Below are 18,021 nucleotides of genomic sequence, written 5' to 3'. Positions count from 1 at the left end.
TTTTTTCAGGTCACTGCAACAACTTGCTATCGAGCACCGTCGACGATTCGCCAAGAATGCTGTCGCTCAACTGCACGAACTCCTGGGTACTGACACTTTCCAGGCGCATGACGGCGTGTAACACATCGTCCAGCGAACGTTTGTTGCGGGTTTTCAGGCGAATCTCGCTATCCAGCTCCTGCAGCAGCAGCACCGCTCTGGCAACCGTCGGACCGCTGATTTGCTCACCGCGCAAGGTGCTGACTTTATGGCTGTCCCTGGCCAATCGGTGCTGCAGGCTCTGATACCGCTCGTCACTCATGCCGCCAGCCCGGCGTACCAGCTCGATCACGTAATACTCGGCAAATCCTTCACTGATCCAGTCGCTACGCTGACTGTCGTTGATCCGCCCAAACACCTGAGCCAATTCACGTACCAGAGGGCTGGTGCCGTTTTCACTGACCAGCGGTATGCGGCTGTGCAGGTAGATCGAGTCCCGCCCGGCCAGGCTACCGCGCCACATCGGGTCGCCCGCGCCGACAATCAACAACTTGGTCGGGTGGCGCGGGAATGCCGCCTGCACTTGCGGCCAAACGAAGGTCAGCAGCGTCAGCACGTCCATGCGGCGCATGCCCTGCCCTTGCGGCGAGGCGACCGTGACTTCGGTTTCTCCCAGGCGAGTGCGGCGACTGCCCAGGGTGCCGGTGAGTATCCAGCCAGTCGGTCGGTCGAACAGCCGCGAGACGTTGTCGACCCGAAAGCGGTTCTTGCCGATACGTGGCCAGGCGGTCTCGACGCTTTTCCAGCCCGCCGGCAACTCGAATTCCAGCCGCGACACCAGCTCGATGCCATCCTGCTGGTCGAGGCGAGCGGCAGGTACCAGGTCGTCACCGCGCAGCAACGCCCAATTCGGGGTCATGCGCGCTTCGAAAGTGCCATTGTTGCGGGCATGGCTGATGCGCACGCGGTAAGTCAGGCTGGCCTTGCCACTGGCAGGACGCCAGATGCCACGCTGGCCTTCGGGGAGTTTGGGCGCAGAGGATTGCCACTGGCCATCGGCCTTGAAATCGCTGTAATCGCCGCGATTGCCCAGATCCAGGTCAAGACTGCGTACCGCCGCGCCGTCGGCCAGGGTCAGCCGCACTTCGGCCTGATCGCTCTGGGGCAACAGGCGCACGTGGTAATCCAGATTGACTTTCCTGGCCGCCCACAGCGGCGAACTCAGCGCCAGCAGCAAACAGGCTAACGCTAGCCTTGCCCCCACAGCCATACACACTCCCTCGTGAAATAACCTTGAAACGCTAAACCGGCGCGCGCTTGACCCGCAGGCTTTTAACCCGCACGAAAGATCAGATGATCCTCCCAATCCTCTTCGGCCACGCTGCCCTCGGCGAGCATGCGCCCGGATTGGGAGATGCGTTCGTGGTGCACCGCATCGCGATCACCGCAGACCAGATGGTGCCAGAGCGGCAAATCCTTGCCCTCGCTGACCAGACGGTAGCCGCAGGTCGGCGGCAGCCATTTGAACTGATCGGCCTTGCCCGGTGTGAGCTGGATGCAGTCGGGCACCGACTCGCGACGATTGCTGTAATCGCTGCACTGGCAGGTTTTCAGGTCCAGCAGTTTGCAGGCAATGCGCGTGTAGTAGACGCTGTTGTCATCTTCGTCCTCGAGCTTTTGCAGGCAGCACAGGCCACAGCCATCGCACAACGACTCCCACTCTTCTTGATCGAGTTGTTCGAGGGTTTTGCGTATCCAGAAAGGTTCGACTTTGGCGGCCATGGCTCAAGTATCAGTATCAGGCAGTGAAAAGGCCGCCAGTCTAGTGCGCGCGGGCTCTGCGGCCAAGCGCTTGCGACTGCCGGTACAACAGGACTTGTCAGTTCCTGCGCGGCGAAGTAGCTTTGCCAGTCGCAAAGAGCCCCTACCCGAGTGCCATTAACGCTCAACCGCGTTGCATTCAGGTGAACGGCTACGGCTCAAAAAGACCTCACTGCCCAGCCCAACTGCGCCCCTCGGTTATCATGCGACTTCCCGACTCAAACCCAGCAAGGAATCTCTTCATGAGCGCTAATCCCCGCGTCGCCGACTATGCCATCCACCCGCAGTTCACCGAGCGCTGGTCGCCCCGCGCGTTCACCGGCGAAAGCATCCCGCAAGAAACCCTGCTGAGCTTTTTCGAAGCCGCGCGCTGGGCACCCTCGGCCTACAACTCGCAGCCGTGGCGTTTTCTCTACGCCCGTCGCGACACGCCGAACTGGGAGCGCTATCTGGGCCTGTTGAATGAATTCAACCGCAGCTGGGCACAACACGCCTCGGCGCTGGTGATCGTGATTTCGAAAACCACCTTCACCGCTCCTGGTGCCGAAGCAGAAACCCCGGCGTTGTGGCACACCTTCGACACCGGCTCGGCCTGGGGCCATCTGGCGCTGCAAGCCAGCCTCAGCGGCTGGCACACCCACGGCATGGCCGGCTTCGATCAGGAGCTGACCCGCAAGGAGCTGAATATTCCTGAAGGCTACGCGCTGCACGCTGCGGTGGCGATCGGCAAGCTGGGAGACAAGGCCACCCTGGCCGAGTACCTGCAGGCCCGCGAAGTCCCAAGCCCGCGCCGTTCGTTGAGCGAGACCGTGGCCGAGGGTGATTTCAGTCTGTAAGCAGCGCACGAGCGTTACGCTGCAACCCTTGTGGCGAGGGGGCTTGCCCCCGCTGGAGCGCGGAGCGGTCCTAAAACCGGCGATCGCGGTTATTCAGGTAGAACGCATCAGCTGGTTTTACGGCTGCTGCGCAGCCGAGCGGGGGCAAGCCCCTTCGCCACAGCAAGCTCCCTCGCCACATTGATCGCGGTGTGCTTAGTACCCCCGCTCGAAACTCACTTCCCCACGCAACGCCGTATCGGCCTGATACGCCCGCAGGTTCTCGACAAACAACTGCACCATCATCGACGGTGAAGTCGGCGCCGAACTGTGGCCGGTCAGCAGCAAGCCCCAGGCGGTCCAGAACGGGTGACGCTGCGGCAACGGCTCCTGGCGGCAGACGTCGATCACCGCCCCGGCCAGATGCCCTTCCTTCAAGGCTTCGACCAAATCCGCATCGACCACCGCCACACCGCGCCCGACGTTGATGAACAACCCGGTCGGCTTGAATTGCTTGAACAGCGCCGCGTCGTACAGATCATGGGTGTTCGGCGTATTGGGCAGCAGGTTGATCACATAATCGACCTCCCCCACCAAGCGCCCGAGATCTTCCAGCCCGGCGACTTCGATAAACGGCGCCTGCTCACGCGCTTCGCTGGCAATGCCGTACAACTCGACACCGAATGGCTGCAGGAACTGCGCCACGCTGCAGCCGATGTCGCCGCTACCGACGATCAATACCTTGCGCCCGGCCAGGCTCTGGCCCTGGCGATTGTCCCACTTGCGCTCGACCTGGCTGACCAGCCGCGCGAGCACGTCGCGCTCATGACCGAGCAGGTAGGTCAGCACGTACTCGGCCATGACCTGACCGAAAATCCCCACCGCCCGGGTCAGGCGATAATGCCGTGGCAAACCCTCGGCGAGCAACGGGGTGATCCCGGCCCAGGTCGATTGCAACCACTGCGGCTCATGGCCCTGACGCAGGAGGGTCGCCAGCAGGTCCGGCTGGCCGAGCCAGATCGGGCAATCCGCGGCCAGGCTCGCCAATTCGGCGGAGTCACCGCTGGTGAGCACTTCCAGATCAGGAGCGGCCTGGCGCAACAGTTGGGCGTAAAGAGCGTGGTCGTGTTCAGCAATCAGAACGCGCATGGTTCAAACCTTTCAAAAACAGTGCAGCGGGTCGTCGACGGGGTTTGCCCACCATTAACGCCCTGCGCCGGGTTATTCAGTTTCATGGGCAAGAGTGCTCCGCACAGAGCACCCGGACCGGTCCGTCAGAGCGGATCATTGCGCCGCAGCAGTTCTTCGGGCAAGTGTTCGATGTACTCGTCTTCGGCCGGCGGCATTTGCAGGTGATAGCCCTGTTTATCGAGATTCTCGAGCACCACGTTGATGTCCTCGCGGGACAACTTGCGTTCCGGGCTCAGCACCAGGTCGAAGGCGTGGTGCGGTTTGCCGAAGGCCAGCAGCAGGGTTTCCGGGACGCGCTCCAATGCATCGCTTTTCAGCACGTAAAGGTACATCTCGTTCTTGCGCAGGCTTCGGTAGATGGAGCAAATACGTTTCAAGGCTGTTCTCCGGCGGTGGCCAGGCTGTCGAGCAGCATCTGGCCCATCAATTCGCGGCGCCAGCCACGCAACGAATCAGGCAATTGATAAGGACCCTCGGGAAAGCCGCTTTTGAGCAGGGCTTCCAGGGTTTTCTTGCGCAGCATCAGTTCCGGCGCCATGTCCAGGCGTTCGGCTTCGGCCTGGCCCAGCGCCCGCAGACGCTTGATCAACGCCGCGGCTTCGACCGGCAATGGCTCGGGCACTGCTGGCGGCCATTGATCGGGGGATACACTGCCAGCTTGCTTGATCAACTCAAGCAGGAACTCGCCGTCCTGACGTACGGTACGCGGGTGCATGTCTTCGATTTTTGCCAGCGCCGTGAGGTTGTCCGGCTGGGTCCGGGCCAATGGCCACAGCGAATGTTCACGGACAATCCGGTTACGCGGCAGGTCGCGGGCGCGGGCTTCGCGCTCACGCCAGGCACAGAGTTCACGCAACACAACCAACTGGGCACGGGACAGTTTCCAGGCCAGTTTGGCCTCGCGATAGACCTCGTAGGGGTCGAATTCGCGACGCAGGTTGGCCACCAATTCAGCACCGTCCTCCAGCACCCAGGCGTACTTGTCGTCGGACAGTTTCGGACGCAAGCGGATGTACACCTCAGCCAGATGCAACGCATCTTCGGCGGCGTAGCTGATCTGGGTCTCGGACAGCGGGCGTTGCAGCCAGTCGGAACGGGTCTCGCCCTTGGGCAGATCGATCCCCAGCACTTCCTGGACCAGGCGCGAGTAGCCCATGGAAAAGCCCAGGTTCAGATAGGCGGCGGCCAATTGGGTATCGAACAATGCCGCTGGCAGGCTGCCGGTCAGACGCAGCAATACTTCCAGATCTTCGCTGCAGGCATGCAGGACCTTGATCACTGCCGGATTTTCCAGCAAGGCGGCCAAGGGTTGCCAGTTATCGATCGTCAATGGGTCAATCAGGTAAGCGCGCACGCCATCGCCAATCTGCAGCAGCCCGGCGATCGGATAAAAAGTGTCGACCCGCATGAATTCGGTGTCGAGGGCAACGAATGGCAATTGCTGCCACTCGGCGCAAAATTGACCGAGGCTATCGTTGTCGCGAATCCAGTGAATATCGATGGCCACACGGCTCTCCCTTGAAGAATGGCGCGCAGTATATATCGACCCCGGCGATTTCCGAGCATTCACTGCACAAGAGCGTGATGGAAAACACCTGCCGGACTATCAGAATAGTCCGACAGATCGGACTAGTGGCGTTTACGGGCTAACTGCCTTTACGCAGCACGTAGACCCGTGACAGACCGCAGCCGGGCATGAAGTCTTGAGAATGGAGAATCTCGAACCCCGCTTGCCTGAACTCACCTTCGATCTGGGTTTTACCGGCCAGCGGGGGTTTTGCGGCCTCCGCCGATGCCTCCAGGTCAGCGCCTTCGGATCGATGGCGACGAACCCTGAAGCTGCGAGCGACTTGCACCGAAACAATCACCGTGTCGCGGCTGACGCGATGCAGTTCACGCAGCAGGAGCAGGCGATGCTCGCTGCTGACGATCTGCTGAAATAACTGCATGCAGAAAATGCAGTCCACGGCATTGACCGACAGTCCAATGGTGAACGCAGAGCTCTGAAAGGTTTTCACCCGTTCGAGCAGGCCGGGCGAATGATGGGTCTGGGCGTGGTCGAGCATATCCTGAGAGTTGTCCGCCGCCAGGATGACCCGGTTTGCATGCTCGGCCAGCACCGGCCAGAAGCGCCCGGCACCGCAAGCCAGGTCGAGAATCAGCCCGGGTTCGCCCGCCACCTTGAGCGCCTGACGCACCAACTGCTCGGCACGCCAAAGCGAGAGCCGCCGGGCCAGGCCGACGGGGCGCGCTTCCAGACAAACTCTGGCGTGCTCCCGCTCGTAGCGCCTGGCGAACTCAAGCTCAATGATGGATGGGAGTTGCGATGACATTACACTCGGACTCTTGTAAAGGGATCGACTGGCGGCAGATTAACCACTGGCACGTGAAAAAAAGGTCGAATGACGGTAAAGATCTCACTGAGTGGCCAGCACTCCATCGAGCACAGCGCCTCGGCAGCCGGCAAACATATCCAGTTCGGGGTTGTAAACGCTGCTGTTGACCTCCAGCAGGCCAAGCATTGAATGGAACAGATTGTCCTGGCTCAGCGGTTTTTCGCGACTCAGCTGCAGGCAATGGGTGTCCACCGAGAAGGACTTCTGATAGCTGTCCGAGAACCAGGCGAGCATCGCCACATGTTTCTGCTGCTCCGGTGCCAGCATATAAGGCGTGCCATGCAGGAACAGGTTGTACTCACCCAGCGATTCACCGTGATCCGACAGGTAGAGCATCGCGGTATCGACCTTGTCCTGGTTGCTGCGCAGCAAGTCGATCAAGGTCGCCAACACGTGATCGGTATACACCAGCGTGTTGTCGTAACCGTTGATGATGCTTTCGCGGCTGCAACTGTTCAGCGCGTTGCTTTCGCAGACCGGGGTGAAGTGCTCGTACTCCTTGGGATAACGCTTGAAGTATTCCGGACCATGACTGCCCATCTGGTGCAGCACCAGCACGGTGTCTTTATCGAGGTGATCGATAAAGTGCTGCAAGCCTTGCAAGAGGATTTCATCGCGGCATTCGCTGTTGGCACACAACCCCGGATCCTTGAAATTGCTCACATCCTCAAACGTGACCCGGTCGCAGGTGCCTTTGCAGCCGGACTGGTTGTCGCGCCAGATCACTTCCAGCCCGGCATGCTTGAGCACATCGAGCAGGCCTTCTTCATTCTTCGCCATGCTGGCGTTGTAGTCCTTGCGGCCCATGTTGGAGAACATGCACGGCACCGACACCGCGGTTTCCGTGCCGCAGGAGTGCACGTCGGTAAAGGCGATCAGGCCGGCCTCTTTATTCAGTTTCGGCGTGGTATCGCGGTCATAACCCAGAATGCCGAAATTTGACGCACGGGCACTTTCGCCCACCACCAGCACCGTCAGCGACTTGCGGGCACGGGCCTGCCAGCTCGGGTTCTTCTGCGCATCCTCGCCAATCTTGACGAATGGCTGCCGAGCGGACACCAACTGCTCACGCAGATAGCCGAAGGACGCGCCAATGTAATTGCTCGGCACTATCATCAAGCGCAACTCGTGGTGATTACGAAACAACGAAGACAACCCCTGGTAGTTGGCCAGCGCGACAACACCCAGCACGCCCGCCGAGACAACACCCAGCAAAACCTTACTTAATACTTCACGGTGCCAGCGACGGTAGTTTATCGGGGTCTTCCACAACAACCACGACGGCAACACGCCAAGAAAGAAAACGTAGACAAGCCACTTGACCGAGAGTAAGTCACGCACTTCGGTGGCATTGGTTTCGGCAAAGTTACGCAACATGCCTCGATCAATCACAACACCGTATTGCCCCATAAAGTAAGCCACACCGGCACTGATTAGAAACATCAGTATCAGCACCGGCTTGAGCACGTATGGAAAGGCCAGCAGGCTCAACACAATATTGAACGCGCACCAGATCATCAGGCCAAACGCCACGCCCATGGCCATGCCTTGGCCGTCGGACGAGGTAATTTCGAACAGGTGTTGCCAGAGCACAAAGTTGAAACCGATCAATAAAAAGGCACTGGCAACCAACGTCACCCACTCGGGGCGCACGGCTTTAATAGTCCACATGACGGTCTGCTTTTTCCTTGAAAGTAGTGCCGCCAGGAAGCAACTAAAACACTCACTTCCCACGACAGCACAAACTTTAAGCAGCCAACCATCAATTTTTCGTGAAAAATAAGCGAACGAATAGTTTTGTCAGCGGCAAGTTTCAAGCGACAAGCTTCAGGTTGTGAGCTTGCGGCTTGCGGCTTGAAGCTGCTCTTAGGCTTGATGTAAATACCAGCGCCAGTCCTGTTCGCCCACTTCGCCCATGAATTGCCGGTATTCCGCACACTTTACCGCCAGGTAAACCCCAAGAAACTCGGTCCCGAAGGCGTCCCGAGCCCAGGACGAGCCTTCCAGAGCGCGCAAGGTGGTCAGCCAGTCCGTCGGCAACAGCTCGGTAGCCTGAGCGTAACCATTGCCTTCGACCGGCGCGCCAGGGTCGCGCTGTTCACGAATACCCCGATGAATCCCCGCCAGGATCGCCGCTGCCGCCAGATACGGATTGGCATCGGCGCCGCAGATACGGTGTTCGATATGCCGGGAGAACGCCGGACCACCCGGTACTCGCAGACTCACCGTACGGTTGTCCACGCCCCAGGTCGCGGCCAGCGGCGCGTAACTGTTGGTCTGGAAACGCCGGTAGGAGTTGGCGTTGGGACAAAACAGCAGCAACGAGTCGAGCAAGGTACTGAGCATGCCGCCGACCGCCTGCCTGAGCAGCGGCGTACCGTCGGGCGCTTCGCTGGCGAAGAGATTATTACCGTCCTTGTCCGCCAGGCTGACATGCATGTGCATGCCGGTACCCGCCAGGTCATCGAAAGGCTTGGCCATGAAACAGGCGGTCATCCCGTGCTTGTGCGCCACGCCTTTGACCAGGCGTTTGTAGCGCACCGCCTCATCCATTGCCTGCAAAGCATCGCTGCGGTGTTCAAGGGTAATCTCCACCTGCCCCGGTGCGTACTCGGAAATCGCCGTGCGCGCCGGAATGCCCTGGAGTTTGCAGGCGTTGTACAGATCGGCGAGAAACGGTTCGATCTGCTCCAGTTCACGCAAGCCATAGACCTGGGTAGAACGCGGTCGACCGCCGTCGACATCCCGCGCCGGTTGCGGCCGACCGTTACTGTCGCGCTCACGATCCAGCAGATAAAACTCCAGCTCCGCCGCCATGACCGGATAGTAGCCATCGGCCTTGAGCCCATCGATCACCTTGGTCAACAAGTGCCGCGGATCGGCTACCGTCGCCGGCATCCCCTCCTGCGGGTGCATGCTGACCTGCACCGCTGCGGTGGGGATCAGCCGCCACGGCATGCGCTGCAAACTGCCGCTGAGCGGATACGCCCGACAGTCGATATCGCCCACTTCCCAGACCAGCCCGGAGTTTTCCACATCGTCGCCATTGATGGTCAACCCGAGGATGGTGCTTGGCAGCGGCCGGCCGCTTTCATACACCTCCAACAATTCATCGCGATGCAACAACTTGCCCCGTGGCACGCCGTTGTTATCGAGGATAAACAGCTCGAACATCTCGATATCCGGGTTGTTCGCCAGAAAGGACTGGGCTTCTTGTAGGGAGGCAAAGGGGGTCGTGGCAAAACTCATGGGGAACTCTCGTATTTCCGCGTCAGGCAAGCGCGCAGGCGCCGCCGGTTCGATCCACCGCACAGGGCAAACCATATGAAGACTTAACGGGAAATGCAGGTATCCGGTGGGCGCGCATGGCGACAGTGCCACAGCGCCCAGAAGGCCAGCTCGGAAGGGAGTGCAGACAGGTTCGGTGCGCTGGCGGGTGTAAATCGACGACAAAGGCCCGAAGCGCTGAGGCCGGGCGAAGCCTTGTGTGTGATTCCGATCAGCCAGGCGACCATAGGAAAACCGCAGTAAACAGATGCCGAGCAGCGTCACACGGGCGAATAAGCCGTTAAATCCGGATTTGACGAAGCTTGGTTGTGGGTTGGCTAAACATTCCCCCGCTGTTCGACCAACTCGACAAACGCCCCGCACGCGGTACTTCGGTAAGCGCCCTTGCGACTGAGCAAGGCGACGGTGCGTTGCAGCAGTGCCGGTTCGAGTTCCAGCGCCTGCAAGCCCGTCTGCTCGCGGGCAATGGATTGCGGAAGGATGGTCGCCAACGAGCTGCGGCGCACGATCTCGATGATCGCGCTGATGGAGTTGGCTTCAATGGCGATGCGTGGCGCGATGTTTTGTTCGCGGCAGTAGCGGTCGATGTGCTGGCGGGTGGCGAAATCGCTGTTGAGCAAGACCAACGCCTGCTCGCCCAGTTCGTGAGCACTCAACGACTGTTGCCCGACAAACCCCGGATGGGTATCACTCACCACCAGGCTCAGGGTTTCGGCGAACAACGCCTGTGATTCGATATCGGGCAGATGTTCACCGTAAAAACCGATGCCGATATCCAGGTGGTCTTCAGCCAGCGCCGCTTCAATTCGGTCCTGAGTCATTTCCTCGACGCTCAGGGTGATCGCCGGGTAAAGGCTGTTGAAGCGGGTCAGCAGCGGGCCGATCAGATAGGTGGTGAAGGTCGGGGTCATCGCCAGGCGCAACGAACCGCGACTCAGATCCTGCACGTCATGCATCGCCCGCTTGGCCGCCTGCAGATCCTGCAAGGCTTGCCGTGCATAACGCACATAGGCCTCACCGGCATCGGTCAGGCGCACGCAACGTCCCGAGCGGTCGAACAACGGCGCGCCAAGGGAGTCCTCCAATTGCTTGATCTGCTGCGACAGCGTCGGCTGCGACACATGCAGAGCTTCGGCGGCTCTGGTGAAGTTGCGATGTTCGGCAACCGCCAGCAGGTAGCGAATATGGCGTAACAGCATGGCCGCTCAACTATAGGAAGGGCTAATGGCAACAATAATAAACCGGTCTTGGACGCTATAGCTGAAAAATTTCATCCTTGCCCCATCAGCGACGCAAGGAGAATCACCATGCAAGACATCATCGACGGCTTTCTCAAGTTCCAGCGTGAGGCTTTTCCGGAGCGCAGCGAACTGTTCAAGCAATTGGCTACCCGCCAGAGCCCGGGCACCTTGTTCGTCACCTGTTCCGACAGCCGTGTAGTCCCGGAACTGCTGACCCAGCAGGAACCCGGCGACATGTTCGTGATCCGCAACGCCGGCAACATAGTGCCGGCCTACGGTCCGGAGCCGGGAGGCGTGTCAGCCACGGTGGAATATGCGGTCGCCGTGCTCGGTGTCAGCGACATCGTGATCTGCGGCCATTCCGATTGCGGCGCGATGACCGCCATTTCCACCTGCAAATGCCTCGATCACTTGCCGGCGGTAGCCAACTGGTTGCGCCATGCCGAGTCGGCCAAGGTGATCAACGCCTCCCGGACTCATGCATCGGCCGCGGACCGCCTGGATTCACTGGTTCGGGAAAACGTCATCGCCCAACTGGCCAACCTCAAGACTCACCCGTCAGTCGCTCTGGCCCTGGAGCAGGGTCGCCTGAACCTGCACGGCTGGGTCTACGACATTGAGAGCGGCGGCATCATCGCGCTGGACGGCACCAGCCAGGGCTTCGTCTCGCTCAGCGACCATCCGCAGACCTGTGCCCAGTCCAGCAAATTGTCACACGCCGCCTGACCCACAGTGCGGGAGCAACTTTCGTACGTCACCCAAGAGGAAATCACCATGCTGCAATCCCAATTCGCTCAAGCTCCACGCCTGGCCCTGGCCGACACCATCATCGACGCCAAGGCCCGCAAGAACCTGTCGTGGCAGGACCTGACCGACGGCACCGGCCTGAGCCTGGCCTGCGTCACCGCCGCCCTGCTTGGGCAACATCCTCTGCCGGCTGAAGCCGCCGATGTAGTCTGTGACAAACTCGACCTGGACCAGGACGCCAGCCGCCTGCTGCAAAGCGTGCCATTGCGCGGCAGCATCCAGGGCGGCATCCCGACCGATCCGACCGTCTACCGCTTCTATGAGATGCTGCAGGTCTATGGTTCGACGCTAAAAGCCCTGGTCCATGAGCAGTTCGGCGACGGCATCATCAGTGCCATCAACTTCAAACTCGACATCAAGAAAGTCGAAGACCCGGACGGCGGTTCCCGGGCGGTGATCACCCTGGATGGCAAGTACTTGCCGACCAAGCCGTTCTGATTGAAAAAGTCATTGTCCGCGGGGAAATCGGCGTAGGTTCTGATGCCGCCATCGCGGGCAGGCCCGCTCCCACAGGTATTGCGCTGTCTCTGTAGGAGCGAGCTCGCGATGGACGTTAACGATAACGCGTGTTTTCTGAGTAAACGCGCCGCCTTTGAGTCCATCGCGAGCGAGCTCGCTCCTACAGACGCATCAGAACCCGATAGCCGTCTTGGTGTACGACTCCCGGTCAATATCCAGAATCTCCGCGCACAACTGCACTTCGACATTGGCCGGCCATTCACACAGGTCCTGCAGTACCGCCAACAGGCTCTGCGACAATTGCCGCTTGGTCTCGGCCGAGCGCCCGCTCAACAGCGCCAGCTTCACATGCACGAAAGCCCGCTCGCCCAGTCCGGTACCGATCCGAAATGTCCCCACCTGCACTGCCCGACTCTTGATATCGAACTCCGCCGCAAACTGCCCTGAAGCCACCAACGCAAGGTTGAGTCGCAACAATGCCTTGTCGGCATCCAGTTCTGGCAGATTGGGGGTGTATTCCATATGCAGGTGAGGCATGACAGTGCTCCTGGCTTGAAGGTAAGTTGGTAGATATAGCACAAGCCGCCCATGGCTCCGGTCTCAGAGTGGCTTGAAATTTGCCGCCTCTCGCTCACCCATGAACGCTTCCAGTCGCGAGCGTAACCAGCGCTCGGCCGGGTCGCTGTCGACGTGGCTCAGCCAGACCATCGACAGATCCAGGGTCGGCGTCTTGAACGGGAACGGCTCATTGAACAACTGACCGGAAGCCGCCATGGCCGCGGCGGTGTAATCCGGCAGGCTGGCGATCATGTCGGTGCCGGCGAGCAATGCCGGCAAGGAACTGTATTGCGGCACCGAGAGCACCACCTGGCGCTTACGGCCGATTTCAGCCAGCCACTCATCAGCGAAACCACTGACATTGGCGGTGTGGGAAACCAGCACATGGGGCCGTGAGCAGTATTCATCGAGGGTCAACGGGGTGTCAGACGCGTCAGCACGCAACACGCTGGGCTGAATATACCGGAGCAATTTGCGTTTGGCGTTGGCTGGCAGGCCGCGGGTCTGGCTGATGCCGACGGTGATGTCGCCGGATGCCAGCAAGTCCGGGATCCGCCAGTAATCGACGTGCTGGACGACGAACACCACCTGCGGCGCTTCCTGGCGCAGCGCCCGCAACAACGGCGGCAGCAAGCCAAACTCCACATCATCCGACAGGCCGATGCGAAAGGTCATGGTGCTGCTGGCGGGGTTGAAATCATGGGTCAGGCTCAAGGCGGCCGACAGCGAGTCCAGCGCCGGCGAGAGATGGCGAATGATCTCCTCGGCTCTTGCCGTCGGCTCCATGCGATGCCCGACCCGGATAAACAGCGGATCGTTGAACATCGCGCGCAAGCGGTTGAGCGCCGAGCTGATAGTGGGCTGTCCGAGAAACAGCTTCTCCGCGACCCGCGTCACATTGCGCTCGAGCATCAGCGTTTCGAACACGACCATCAGATTGATGTCGGCCTTGCGCAGTTCGTTGCGGTTCATCGAGTGCCCCAGCCTCAGATACGGATGACAGTTTAGGGAGGAGTAGGGACTGGCGTCTATGTACGGAGGCAACAACGCTCGCTGCACGATGGAATCTGAAGCACCGACAGGACGCATAAACGATGACTATTGATTCACTCTCTACGTTTAAAACACCGGTGACCACTTCCCGCTTCGTACAGCCTTTTCCTTTTTTCTGCTTGCCTCTGGCAAGGCGGTCGAAGGCTATTAAGCTGTGGATGGCAGGGGCCAAAACGATGTAAACCGTCCCGAAACCACCCATTAACCCGATAAGGAAATTATTCATGGCTAGAGACAAAGCAAAAGATGACAAACACTTCAACTGCGCAGAAGACCATGAAACTGACTATGTCGCCGGTCTTTATCCACGCTCGAAGCAAGAAGTTAAAACGCTTCTGACTTCAGCGTGCAAAAATAAAACTCTCCACAACTCCACACACAAAGAAGTGTACGACCTGATTCAAAGGAAACTGGGTCTGCCGCATCCATAGATCAGTCATGGAAAATGAAGCTGCTCTTATCTACAGGAGCAGCTTCTGCGTTTCAGACCTCAGTTTTGCAGCCGTACACCCAGCCTCCTGCTCTGAAAATGCCCTGATCAAAACGCCAGAAACAAAAAAGCCCCGTAGCTTTTCAGCTACGGGGCTTTTCTATGTATGGCGGAGAGATAGGGATTCGAACCCTAGGTACCGGTGAAGGTACAACGGATTTCGAATCCGTCCCATTCGGCCACTCTGGCATCTCTCCAACGGCGCGAATCATAACAGCACCTTTGCCGGAAGCGAAGCCCCCGAGCAAAATTTTTCCGTGCTATCAGTCGCTTGCGTCGGTTAAAGCGGTACGCCCAGACGTTTGGCGACTTCTTCGTAGGCTTCGATAACATCACCGAGGCCCTGGCGGAAGCGGTCCTTGTCCATTTTCTTGCGGGTTTCCTTGTCCCACAGGCGGCAGCCGTCCGGGCTGAATTCGTCACCGAGGACGATTTCACCGTGGAATACGCCGAATTCGAGTTTGAAGTCGACCAGCAGCAGACCGGCGTCGTCGAACAGTTTGCTCAAGACTTCGTTGACCTTGAGCGACAGTTCTTTCATGCGCACCAGTTGCTCGGCCGTGCCCCAACCGAACGCCACGACGTGGGATTCGTTGATGAACGGGTCGCCCTTGGCGTCGTCCTTGAGGAACAGTTCGAAGGTGTAAGGCTCGAGCTTGAGGCCTTCTTCGACGCCCAGGCGCTTGACCAGGCTGCCGGCGGCGTAGTTACGCACGACGCACTCGACCGGGATCATGTCGAGTTTCTTCACCAGGCATTCGTTGTCGCCCAGCAGTTTGTCGAATTGGGTCGGCACGCCGGCTTCTTCGAGTTTCTGCATGATGAAGGCGTTGAACTTGTTGTTCACCGTGCCTTTGCGGTCGAGCTGCTCGATGCGCTTGCCGTCGAACGCCGAGGTGTCGTTGCGAAACAGCAGGATCAAGCGGTCAGCGTCGTCGGTCTTGTAAACCGATTTGGCTTTGCCGCGGTAGAGTTCTTCACGTTTTTCCATGATGGGCTCCGCTTGCTAAGTAGGTGGGCTAGGCGATATGTCGCCAGTCGAGCCCTGAATCTTGATCGGCCAGTTGCAGCCAGTCCGGGTCGCACCCGAGGGTATCGACAAAACATTGCCGGGCCAGCTGCGGCAGGTTGTTCTTGCTGCTCAGATGGGCCAGGACCAGGTGTTGCAGGTCTTTCCAGCCCAACTCGGCCACCAGGAATGCCGCCTGGTGGTTATTCAAATGTCCCAGCTCCCCGCCCACCCGCTGCTTGAGAAAGTACGGGTAGTGACCGCGGGCAAGCATGTCGCGGCAATGGTTGGACTCGATCATCAACGCATCGAGATCCCGATAGCCTTCCAGCACCTTGCTGCAATACGAACCCAGGTCGGTCAACAGGCCGAAACGCCGCTCACCGTCACTGAAGACGTACTGCGTCGGCTCCTGTGCATCGTGGGCCACGGCAATCACCCCGATGCTCAATGCGCCGATCTGCAATTGCTCGCCGCCGGCCAGAAAAGCTGCGGGTTCAACCGGTTTGCGCATCCCGCGCAAGGTACCGCGACTGAGGTAGACCGGTAGATTGTAACGCCGAGACAGCAAACCCACGCCATGCACGTGATCGGCATGTTCGTGGGTCACCAGAATCGCGCTCAGCTGCGTCGGGCTTACACCCAGGCGCAGCAGGCGTCGCTCGGTTTCACGCAGGGAGAAACCACAATCCACCAGAATGTACGTGTCATTACTGGCTATCAGCGTGCCATTCCCTTGGCTACCACTGCCGAGAACGGCAAAACGCATCTGATCAGCCCAGTTTGTCCTGAATCACGCCCAACACTTTGCGCGCCACTTCTGGCGGTGCAACGGTGTTGATGTTTTTCTCGACTGTGACTTGCACGGTGTCGCCCACCTTGCTCAGGCGAACCTGATAACGCTCGGCGCGGGCTTCGACTTCTTCCTTGGCCGGTTTGCTGCCAAACAGCTTGCCGAAGAAACCTGGCTCGTTGTCTCTGGTCTCGGCTTTTTCAGCGAGGTTGATGTAGTACAGGCCCAGGCTGCGGTTGATGTCTTCAACCCGCCAATCGCCCTGCTCCAGCGCGCGGCCGACACTCGACCAGGCACGGTCGAGGTCTTCGCCGAGGTTGAGCACCACGTTGCCGCTGCCGTCCTCGGTGAGGCTGACGCGCTCAGGGGTATCGAAATCACGTGCGGCCAACAGGGAGACCGAACCGCCCTTCTCGGAGGTACGACTCATGCTCGCGAGCATTTCATCGACCAGCGCGGCGTCCAGCCCGGTGTTGACCGAGCGGTTGGTGAACTCGGTATTGGCGGTACTGCCGGCAGCACGCTCGGCACTGACTACATAGACTTCACTGGTATTGCGCTGCACACCCGGCTCGATGCGGACCCGAACCCGGAATTCGCTGTCGGACGCCGTTGTATTGCTGCTCAGGCGTTTGGCCAGCGACGCGGAGAGTTCATCGGTGCGCTGCCAGGTAGTGGTGAACTCGCCGGTCTGCGGGCGTTGTTCGTCAAGGCGAAAACCATTGTCCTGGAAGAACTGCACGGCCACTGGCCAGACTTCAGCGGGCGGACGCTGCGCGGTGACCCAGCGCGATTCGCCGGTTTTCTGCAGGCTGTAGGCGCTGGACTCGGCGCTGGCCGTCAGCGGCTGCGGACGCGGCACTTCGTATTCGCCCTTGACGCTGTCGTCGGCCACGTTACGCGGGATCGGCAACAGTGGGTCGAGGCGCTTGGAGGTGCTGACATCCGGTGGCAATTGCATCGGCGCAGTCTGTTGCGCCTCCAGGTAATCGCTGCCACGGTCGCGGAAGTAACCTTCCGGGCCCCAAAGCCACCCACAGCCACTTGTGCTGGAGATAATCAAGGCAAGTGCGGAAAGTCCGGCCATTCGCTTCATGCGTAGTACTTCCTCAATTAAACCAATACGCCGGACTGGCGCATGGCCTGCCGCAGCGGTTCGTGACAGGCAGCACTGAGCCAGGTGAGCGGCAGACGGATACCGTCCGGCATCAAGCCCATTTCATGCAGGGCCCATTTCACGGGGATCGGGTTGGATTCGATAAACAGGGTTTTATTGAGCGGCATCAACTTTTCGTGGATCGCCCGGGCGGTCACGGCATCGCCACGCATCGCGGCGGCGCACAGATCGCTCATGGCCCGCGGAGCGACGTTGGCGGTCACCGAGATATTGCCTTTGCCGCCGAGCAGCATCAGCTCGACCGCAGTCGCGTCGTCACCGGAGTACACCAGGAAGTCGCTGCTGACGCCGGCCAGGATGTCCTTGGCGCGCTGCAGGTCACCCGTGGCTTCCTTGATACCGATGATATTCGGCACGGTCGACAGACGGATCACGGTCTCGGCCTGCATGTCACACGCCGTACGGCCGGGCACGTTGTAGAGGATCTGCGGAATGTCGACTGCTTCGGCGATCGCGCGAAAATGCAGATACAGGCCTTCCTGGGTCGGCTTGTTGTAGTACGGAGTTACCAGCAGGCACGCGTCGGCGCCAGCGTTTTTCGCGTTGGTGGTCAGTTCGATCGCTTCGCGCGTCGAATTGGCGCCGGTACCGGCGATTACCGGAATACGCCCTGCAACTTGAGCTACCACGCGACGAATCACTTCGATGTGTTCGTTCACATCGAGGGTGGCCGACTCACCTGTGGTGCCGACCGCCACGATGGCGTTGGTGCCCTCTTGCAGGTGGAAGTCCACCAGTTTGCTCAGGCTGTCCCAATCGAGACGACCCTGTGCATCCATGGGTGTGACCAGTGCCACCATACTGCCCGCAATCATGCCACCGCTCCTGCCGGAAAAAGAGAGCGGTAATGGTACTGGCGCCAAGATGCTTGTACAAGCGAAGTACTGCGCTCGCGCCATTCCCCTGAGCGATGGTTTTCGCTACCCTTCAGACTTTGATCGGTA

At 59.7% G+C, this 18,021-nt stretch carries 19 protein-coding genes and 1 tRNA gene; 4 read left to right on the top strand and 16 right to left on the bottom strand.

From position 1 onward, the window contains the following. Nucleotides 1-10: 10 nt before the first annotated feature. Both F8N21_RS10800 and F8N21_RS10795 read right to left on the bottom strand, forming a co-directional pair. Complete coding sequence (locus tag F8N21_RS10800) at nt 11-1,249, bottom strand: hypothetical protein (protein WP_150642114.1); 1,239 nt, start codon at nt 1,247-1,249, stop codon at nt 11-13. 62 nt (nt 1,250-1,311) lie between these two features. Next, entirely contained in the window at nt 1,312-1,761 is a 450-nt protein-coding gene (locus tag F8N21_RS10795) for a YcgN family cysteine cluster protein (RefSeq protein WP_150642113.1), read from the bottom strand. 281 nt (nt 1,762-2,042) lie between these two features. Between F8N21_RS10795 and F8N21_RS10790 the strand changes: the two genes are divergently transcribed. Then, nucleotides 2,043-2,636, top strand: coding sequence for a nitroreductase family protein (locus F8N21_RS10790; protein ID WP_150642112.1), 594 nt, complete (start codon nt 2,043-2,045; stop codon nt 2,634-2,636). Nucleotides 2,637-2,831: 195 nt separating this feature from the next. Here the strand turns inward: F8N21_RS10790 and F8N21_RS10785 are convergent, their stop codons facing one another. The 7 genes from F8N21_RS10785 to cynR form a co-directional block, all read right to left on the bottom strand. After that, entirely contained in the window at nt 2,832-3,764 is a 933-nt protein-coding gene (locus F8N21_RS10785) for a D-2-hydroxyacid dehydrogenase (RefSeq protein ID WP_150642111.1), read from the bottom strand. Nucleotides 3,765-3,889: 125 nt separating this feature from the next. After that, on the bottom strand, nt 3,890-4,183 hold the full coding sequence (locus F8N21_RS10780) for a YcgL domain-containing protein (RefSeq protein ID WP_150642110.1): 294 nt from the start codon (nt 4,181-4,183) through the stop codon (nt 3,890-3,892). Next, nucleotides 4,180-5,313: a ribonuclease D gene (gene rnd / locus F8N21_RS10775; protein WP_150642109.1), complete on the bottom strand. Its 1,134-nt coding sequence runs from the start codon at nt 5,311-5,313 to the stop codon at nt 4,180-4,182. Before rnd ends, F8N21_RS10780 begins: the two co-directional genes overlap by 4 nt. Before the next feature lie 139 nt (nt 5,314-5,452). Further along, a complete protein-coding gene (locus tag F8N21_RS10770; RefSeq protein WP_150642108.1) occupies nt 5,453-6,139 on the bottom strand; it encodes a class I SAM-dependent methyltransferase in 687 nt (228 codons plus the stop codon). Nucleotides 6,140-6,223: 84 nt separating this feature from the next. Then, the gene (locus tag F8N21_RS10765; protein WP_150642107.1) at nt 6,224-7,873 is read right to left on the bottom strand and encodes a phosphoethanolamine transferase; all 1,650 of its coding nucleotides are present in this window, start codon (nt 7,871-7,873) and stop codon (nt 6,224-6,226) included. A 195-nt stretch (nt 7,874-8,068) separates the two neighbouring features. After that, nucleotides 8,069-9,451 carry a glutamine synthetase family protein gene (locus tag F8N21_RS10760; protein ID WP_150642106.1) on the bottom strand — a complete coding sequence of 461 codons (1,383 nt, stop codon included), beginning with the start codon at nt 9,449-9,451 and terminating at the stop codon, nt 8,069-8,071. A gap of 356 nt (nt 9,452-9,807) precedes the next feature. Then, entirely contained in the window at nt 9,808-10,689 is an 882-nt protein-coding gene (gene cynR, locus F8N21_RS10750; RefSeq protein WP_150642104.1) for a transcriptional regulator CynR, read from the bottom strand. 108 nt (nt 10,690-10,797) lie between these two features. On the opposite strand from cynR, the gene F8N21_RS10745 reads away from it, so the two are divergent. Both F8N21_RS10745 and cynS read left to right on the top strand, forming a co-directional pair. Next, entirely contained in the window at nt 10,798-11,457 is a 660-nt protein-coding gene (locus F8N21_RS10745) for a carbonic anhydrase (RefSeq protein WP_150642103.1), read from the top strand. Between the two features lie 48 nt (nt 11,458-11,505). After that, nucleotides 11,506-11,976, top strand: a complete 471-nt coding sequence (gene cynS / locus F8N21_RS10740) for a cyanase (RefSeq protein WP_150642102.1) — start codon at nt 11,506-11,508, stop codon at nt 11,974-11,976. Between the two features lie 192 nt (nt 11,977-12,168). Here cynS and F8N21_RS10735 read toward each other — a convergent pair whose 3' ends face one another. Both F8N21_RS10735 and F8N21_RS10730 read right to left on the bottom strand, forming a co-directional pair. After that, nucleotides 12,169-12,534, bottom strand: a complete 366-nt coding sequence (locus tag F8N21_RS10735; RefSeq protein WP_150642101.1) for a 5-carboxymethyl-2-hydroxymuconate Delta-isomerase — start codon at nt 12,532-12,534, stop codon at nt 12,169-12,171. Nucleotides 12,535-12,597: 63 nt separating this feature from the next. Beyond that, entirely contained in the window at nt 12,598-13,527 is a 930-nt protein-coding gene (locus tag F8N21_RS10730; protein WP_150642100.1) for a LysR family transcriptional regulator, read from the bottom strand. A 305-nt stretch (nt 13,528-13,832) separates the two neighbouring features. On the opposite strand from F8N21_RS10730, the gene F8N21_RS10725 reads away from it, so the two are divergent. Beyond that, nucleotides 13,833-14,039: a hypothetical protein gene (locus F8N21_RS10725; protein ID WP_150642099.1), complete on the top strand. Its 207-nt coding sequence runs from the start codon at nt 13,833-13,835 to the stop codon at nt 14,037-14,039. Between the two features lie 166 nt (nt 14,040-14,205). Here F8N21_RS10725 and F8N21_RS10720 read toward each other — a convergent pair. The 5 genes from F8N21_RS10720 to dapA all read right to left on the bottom strand — a co-directional run bounded on the left by F8N21_RS10720 (nt 14,206) and on the right by dapA (nt 17,892). Then, a tRNA-Ser gene (locus F8N21_RS10720) sits at nt 14,206-14,295 on the bottom strand. Nucleotides 14,296-14,378: 83 nt separating this feature from the next. Continuing rightward, nucleotides 14,379-15,089, bottom strand: coding sequence for a phosphoribosylaminoimidazolesuccinocarboxamide synthase (gene purC, locus F8N21_RS10715; protein ID WP_150642098.1), 711 nt, complete (start codon nt 15,087-15,089; stop codon nt 14,379-14,381). A gap of 28 nt (nt 15,090-15,117) precedes the next feature. After that, on the bottom strand, nt 15,118-15,876 hold the full coding sequence (locus F8N21_RS10710; protein WP_150642097.1) for an MBL fold metallo-hydrolase: 759 nt from the start codon (nt 15,874-15,876) through the stop codon (nt 15,118-15,120). 4 nt (nt 15,877-15,880) lie between these two features. Continuing rightward, the gene (gene bamC, locus F8N21_RS10705; protein ID WP_150642096.1) at nt 15,881-16,996 is read right to left on the bottom strand and encodes an outer membrane protein assembly factor BamC; all 1,116 of its coding nucleotides are present in this window, start codon (nt 16,994-16,996) and stop codon (nt 15,881-15,883) included. A 17-nt stretch (nt 16,997-17,013) separates the two neighbouring features. Then, nucleotides 17,014-17,892 (bottom strand): 4-hydroxy-tetrahydrodipicolinate synthase, encoded by an 879-nt coding sequence (dapA, locus tag F8N21_RS10700; RefSeq protein WP_150642095.1) that lies wholly within the window; start codon nt 17,890-17,892, stop codon nt 17,014-17,016. Between the last annotated feature and the right edge of the window lie 129 nt (nt 17,893-18,021).

Origin of the sequence: Pseudomonas fluorescens, assembly GCF_902497895.1 — a bacterium.
Taxonomy (GTDB): domain Bacteria; phylum Pseudomonadota; class Gammaproteobacteria; order Pseudomonadales; family Pseudomonadaceae; genus Aquipseudomonas; species Aquipseudomonas fluorescens_BP.
The sequence above is the reverse complement of the archived record's forward strand: the minus strand, read 5'-3'. Positions and strand labels throughout refer to the sequence as shown.

What these genes read in the sequence shown, in the direction of transcription:
- F8N21_RS10800 (WP_150642114.1), bottom strand. Translation starts at nt 1,249, where the DNA reads ATGGCTGTGGGGGCAAGGCTAGCGTTAGCCTGTTTGCTGCTGGCGCTG.
- F8N21_RS10795 (WP_150642113.1), bottom strand. Translation starts at nt 1,761, where the DNA reads ATGGCCGCCAAAGTCGAACCTTTCTGGATACGCAAAACCCTCGAACAA.
- F8N21_RS10790 (WP_150642112.1), top strand. Translation starts at nt 2,043, where the DNA reads ATGAGCGCTAATCCCCGCGTCGCCGACTATGCCATCCACCCGCAGTTC.
- F8N21_RS10785 (WP_150642111.1), bottom strand. Translation starts at nt 3,764, where the DNA reads ATGCGCGTTCTGATTGCTGAACACGACCACGCTCTTTACGCCCAACTG.
- F8N21_RS10770 (WP_150642108.1), bottom strand. Translation starts at nt 6,139, where the DNA reads ATGTCATCGCAACTCCCATCCATCATTGAGCTTGAGTTCGCCAGGCGC.
- F8N21_RS10765 (WP_150642107.1), bottom strand. Translation starts at nt 7,873, where the DNA reads ATGTGGACTATTAAAGCCGTGCGCCCCGAGTGGGTGACGTTGGTTGCC.
- F8N21_RS10760 (WP_150642106.1), bottom strand. Translation starts at nt 9,451, where the DNA reads ATGAGTTTTGCCACGACCCCCTTTGCCTCCCTACAAGAAGCCCAGTCC.
- cynR (WP_150642104.1), bottom strand. Translation starts at nt 10,689, where the DNA reads ATGCTGTTACGCCATATTCGCTACCTGCTGGCGGTTGCCGAACATCGC.
- F8N21_RS10745 (WP_150642103.1), top strand. Translation starts at nt 10,798, where the DNA reads ATGCAAGACATCATCGACGGCTTTCTCAAGTTCCAGCGTGAGGCTTTT.
- cynS (WP_150642102.1), top strand. Translation starts at nt 11,506, where the DNA reads ATGCTGCAATCCCAATTCGCTCAAGCTCCACGCCTGGCCCTGGCCGAC.
- F8N21_RS10735 (WP_150642101.1), bottom strand. Translation starts at nt 12,534, where the DNA reads ATGCCTCACCTGCATATGGAATACACCCCCAATCTGCCAGAACTGGAT.
- F8N21_RS10730 (WP_150642100.1), bottom strand. Translation starts at nt 13,527, where the DNA reads ATGAACCGCAACGAACTGCGCAAGGCCGACATCAATCTGATGGTCGTG.
- F8N21_RS10725 (WP_150642099.1), top strand. Translation starts at nt 13,833, where the DNA reads ATGGCTAGAGACAAAGCAAAAGATGACAAACACTTCAACTGCGCAGAA.
- purC (WP_150642098.1), bottom strand. Translation starts at nt 15,089, where the DNA reads ATGGAAAAACGTGAAGAACTCTACCGCGGCAAAGCCAAATCGGTTTAC.
- F8N21_RS10710 (WP_150642097.1), bottom strand. Translation starts at nt 15,876, where the DNA reads ATGCGTTTTGCCGTTCTCGGCAGTGGTAGCCAAGGGAATGGCACGCTG.
- bamC (WP_150642096.1), bottom strand. Translation starts at nt 16,996, where the DNA reads ATGAAGCGAATGGCCGGACTTTCCGCACTTGCCTTGATTATCTCCAGC.
- dapA (WP_150642095.1), bottom strand. Translation starts at nt 17,892, where the DNA reads ATGATTGCGGGCAGTATGGTGGCACTGGTCACACCCATGGATGCACAG.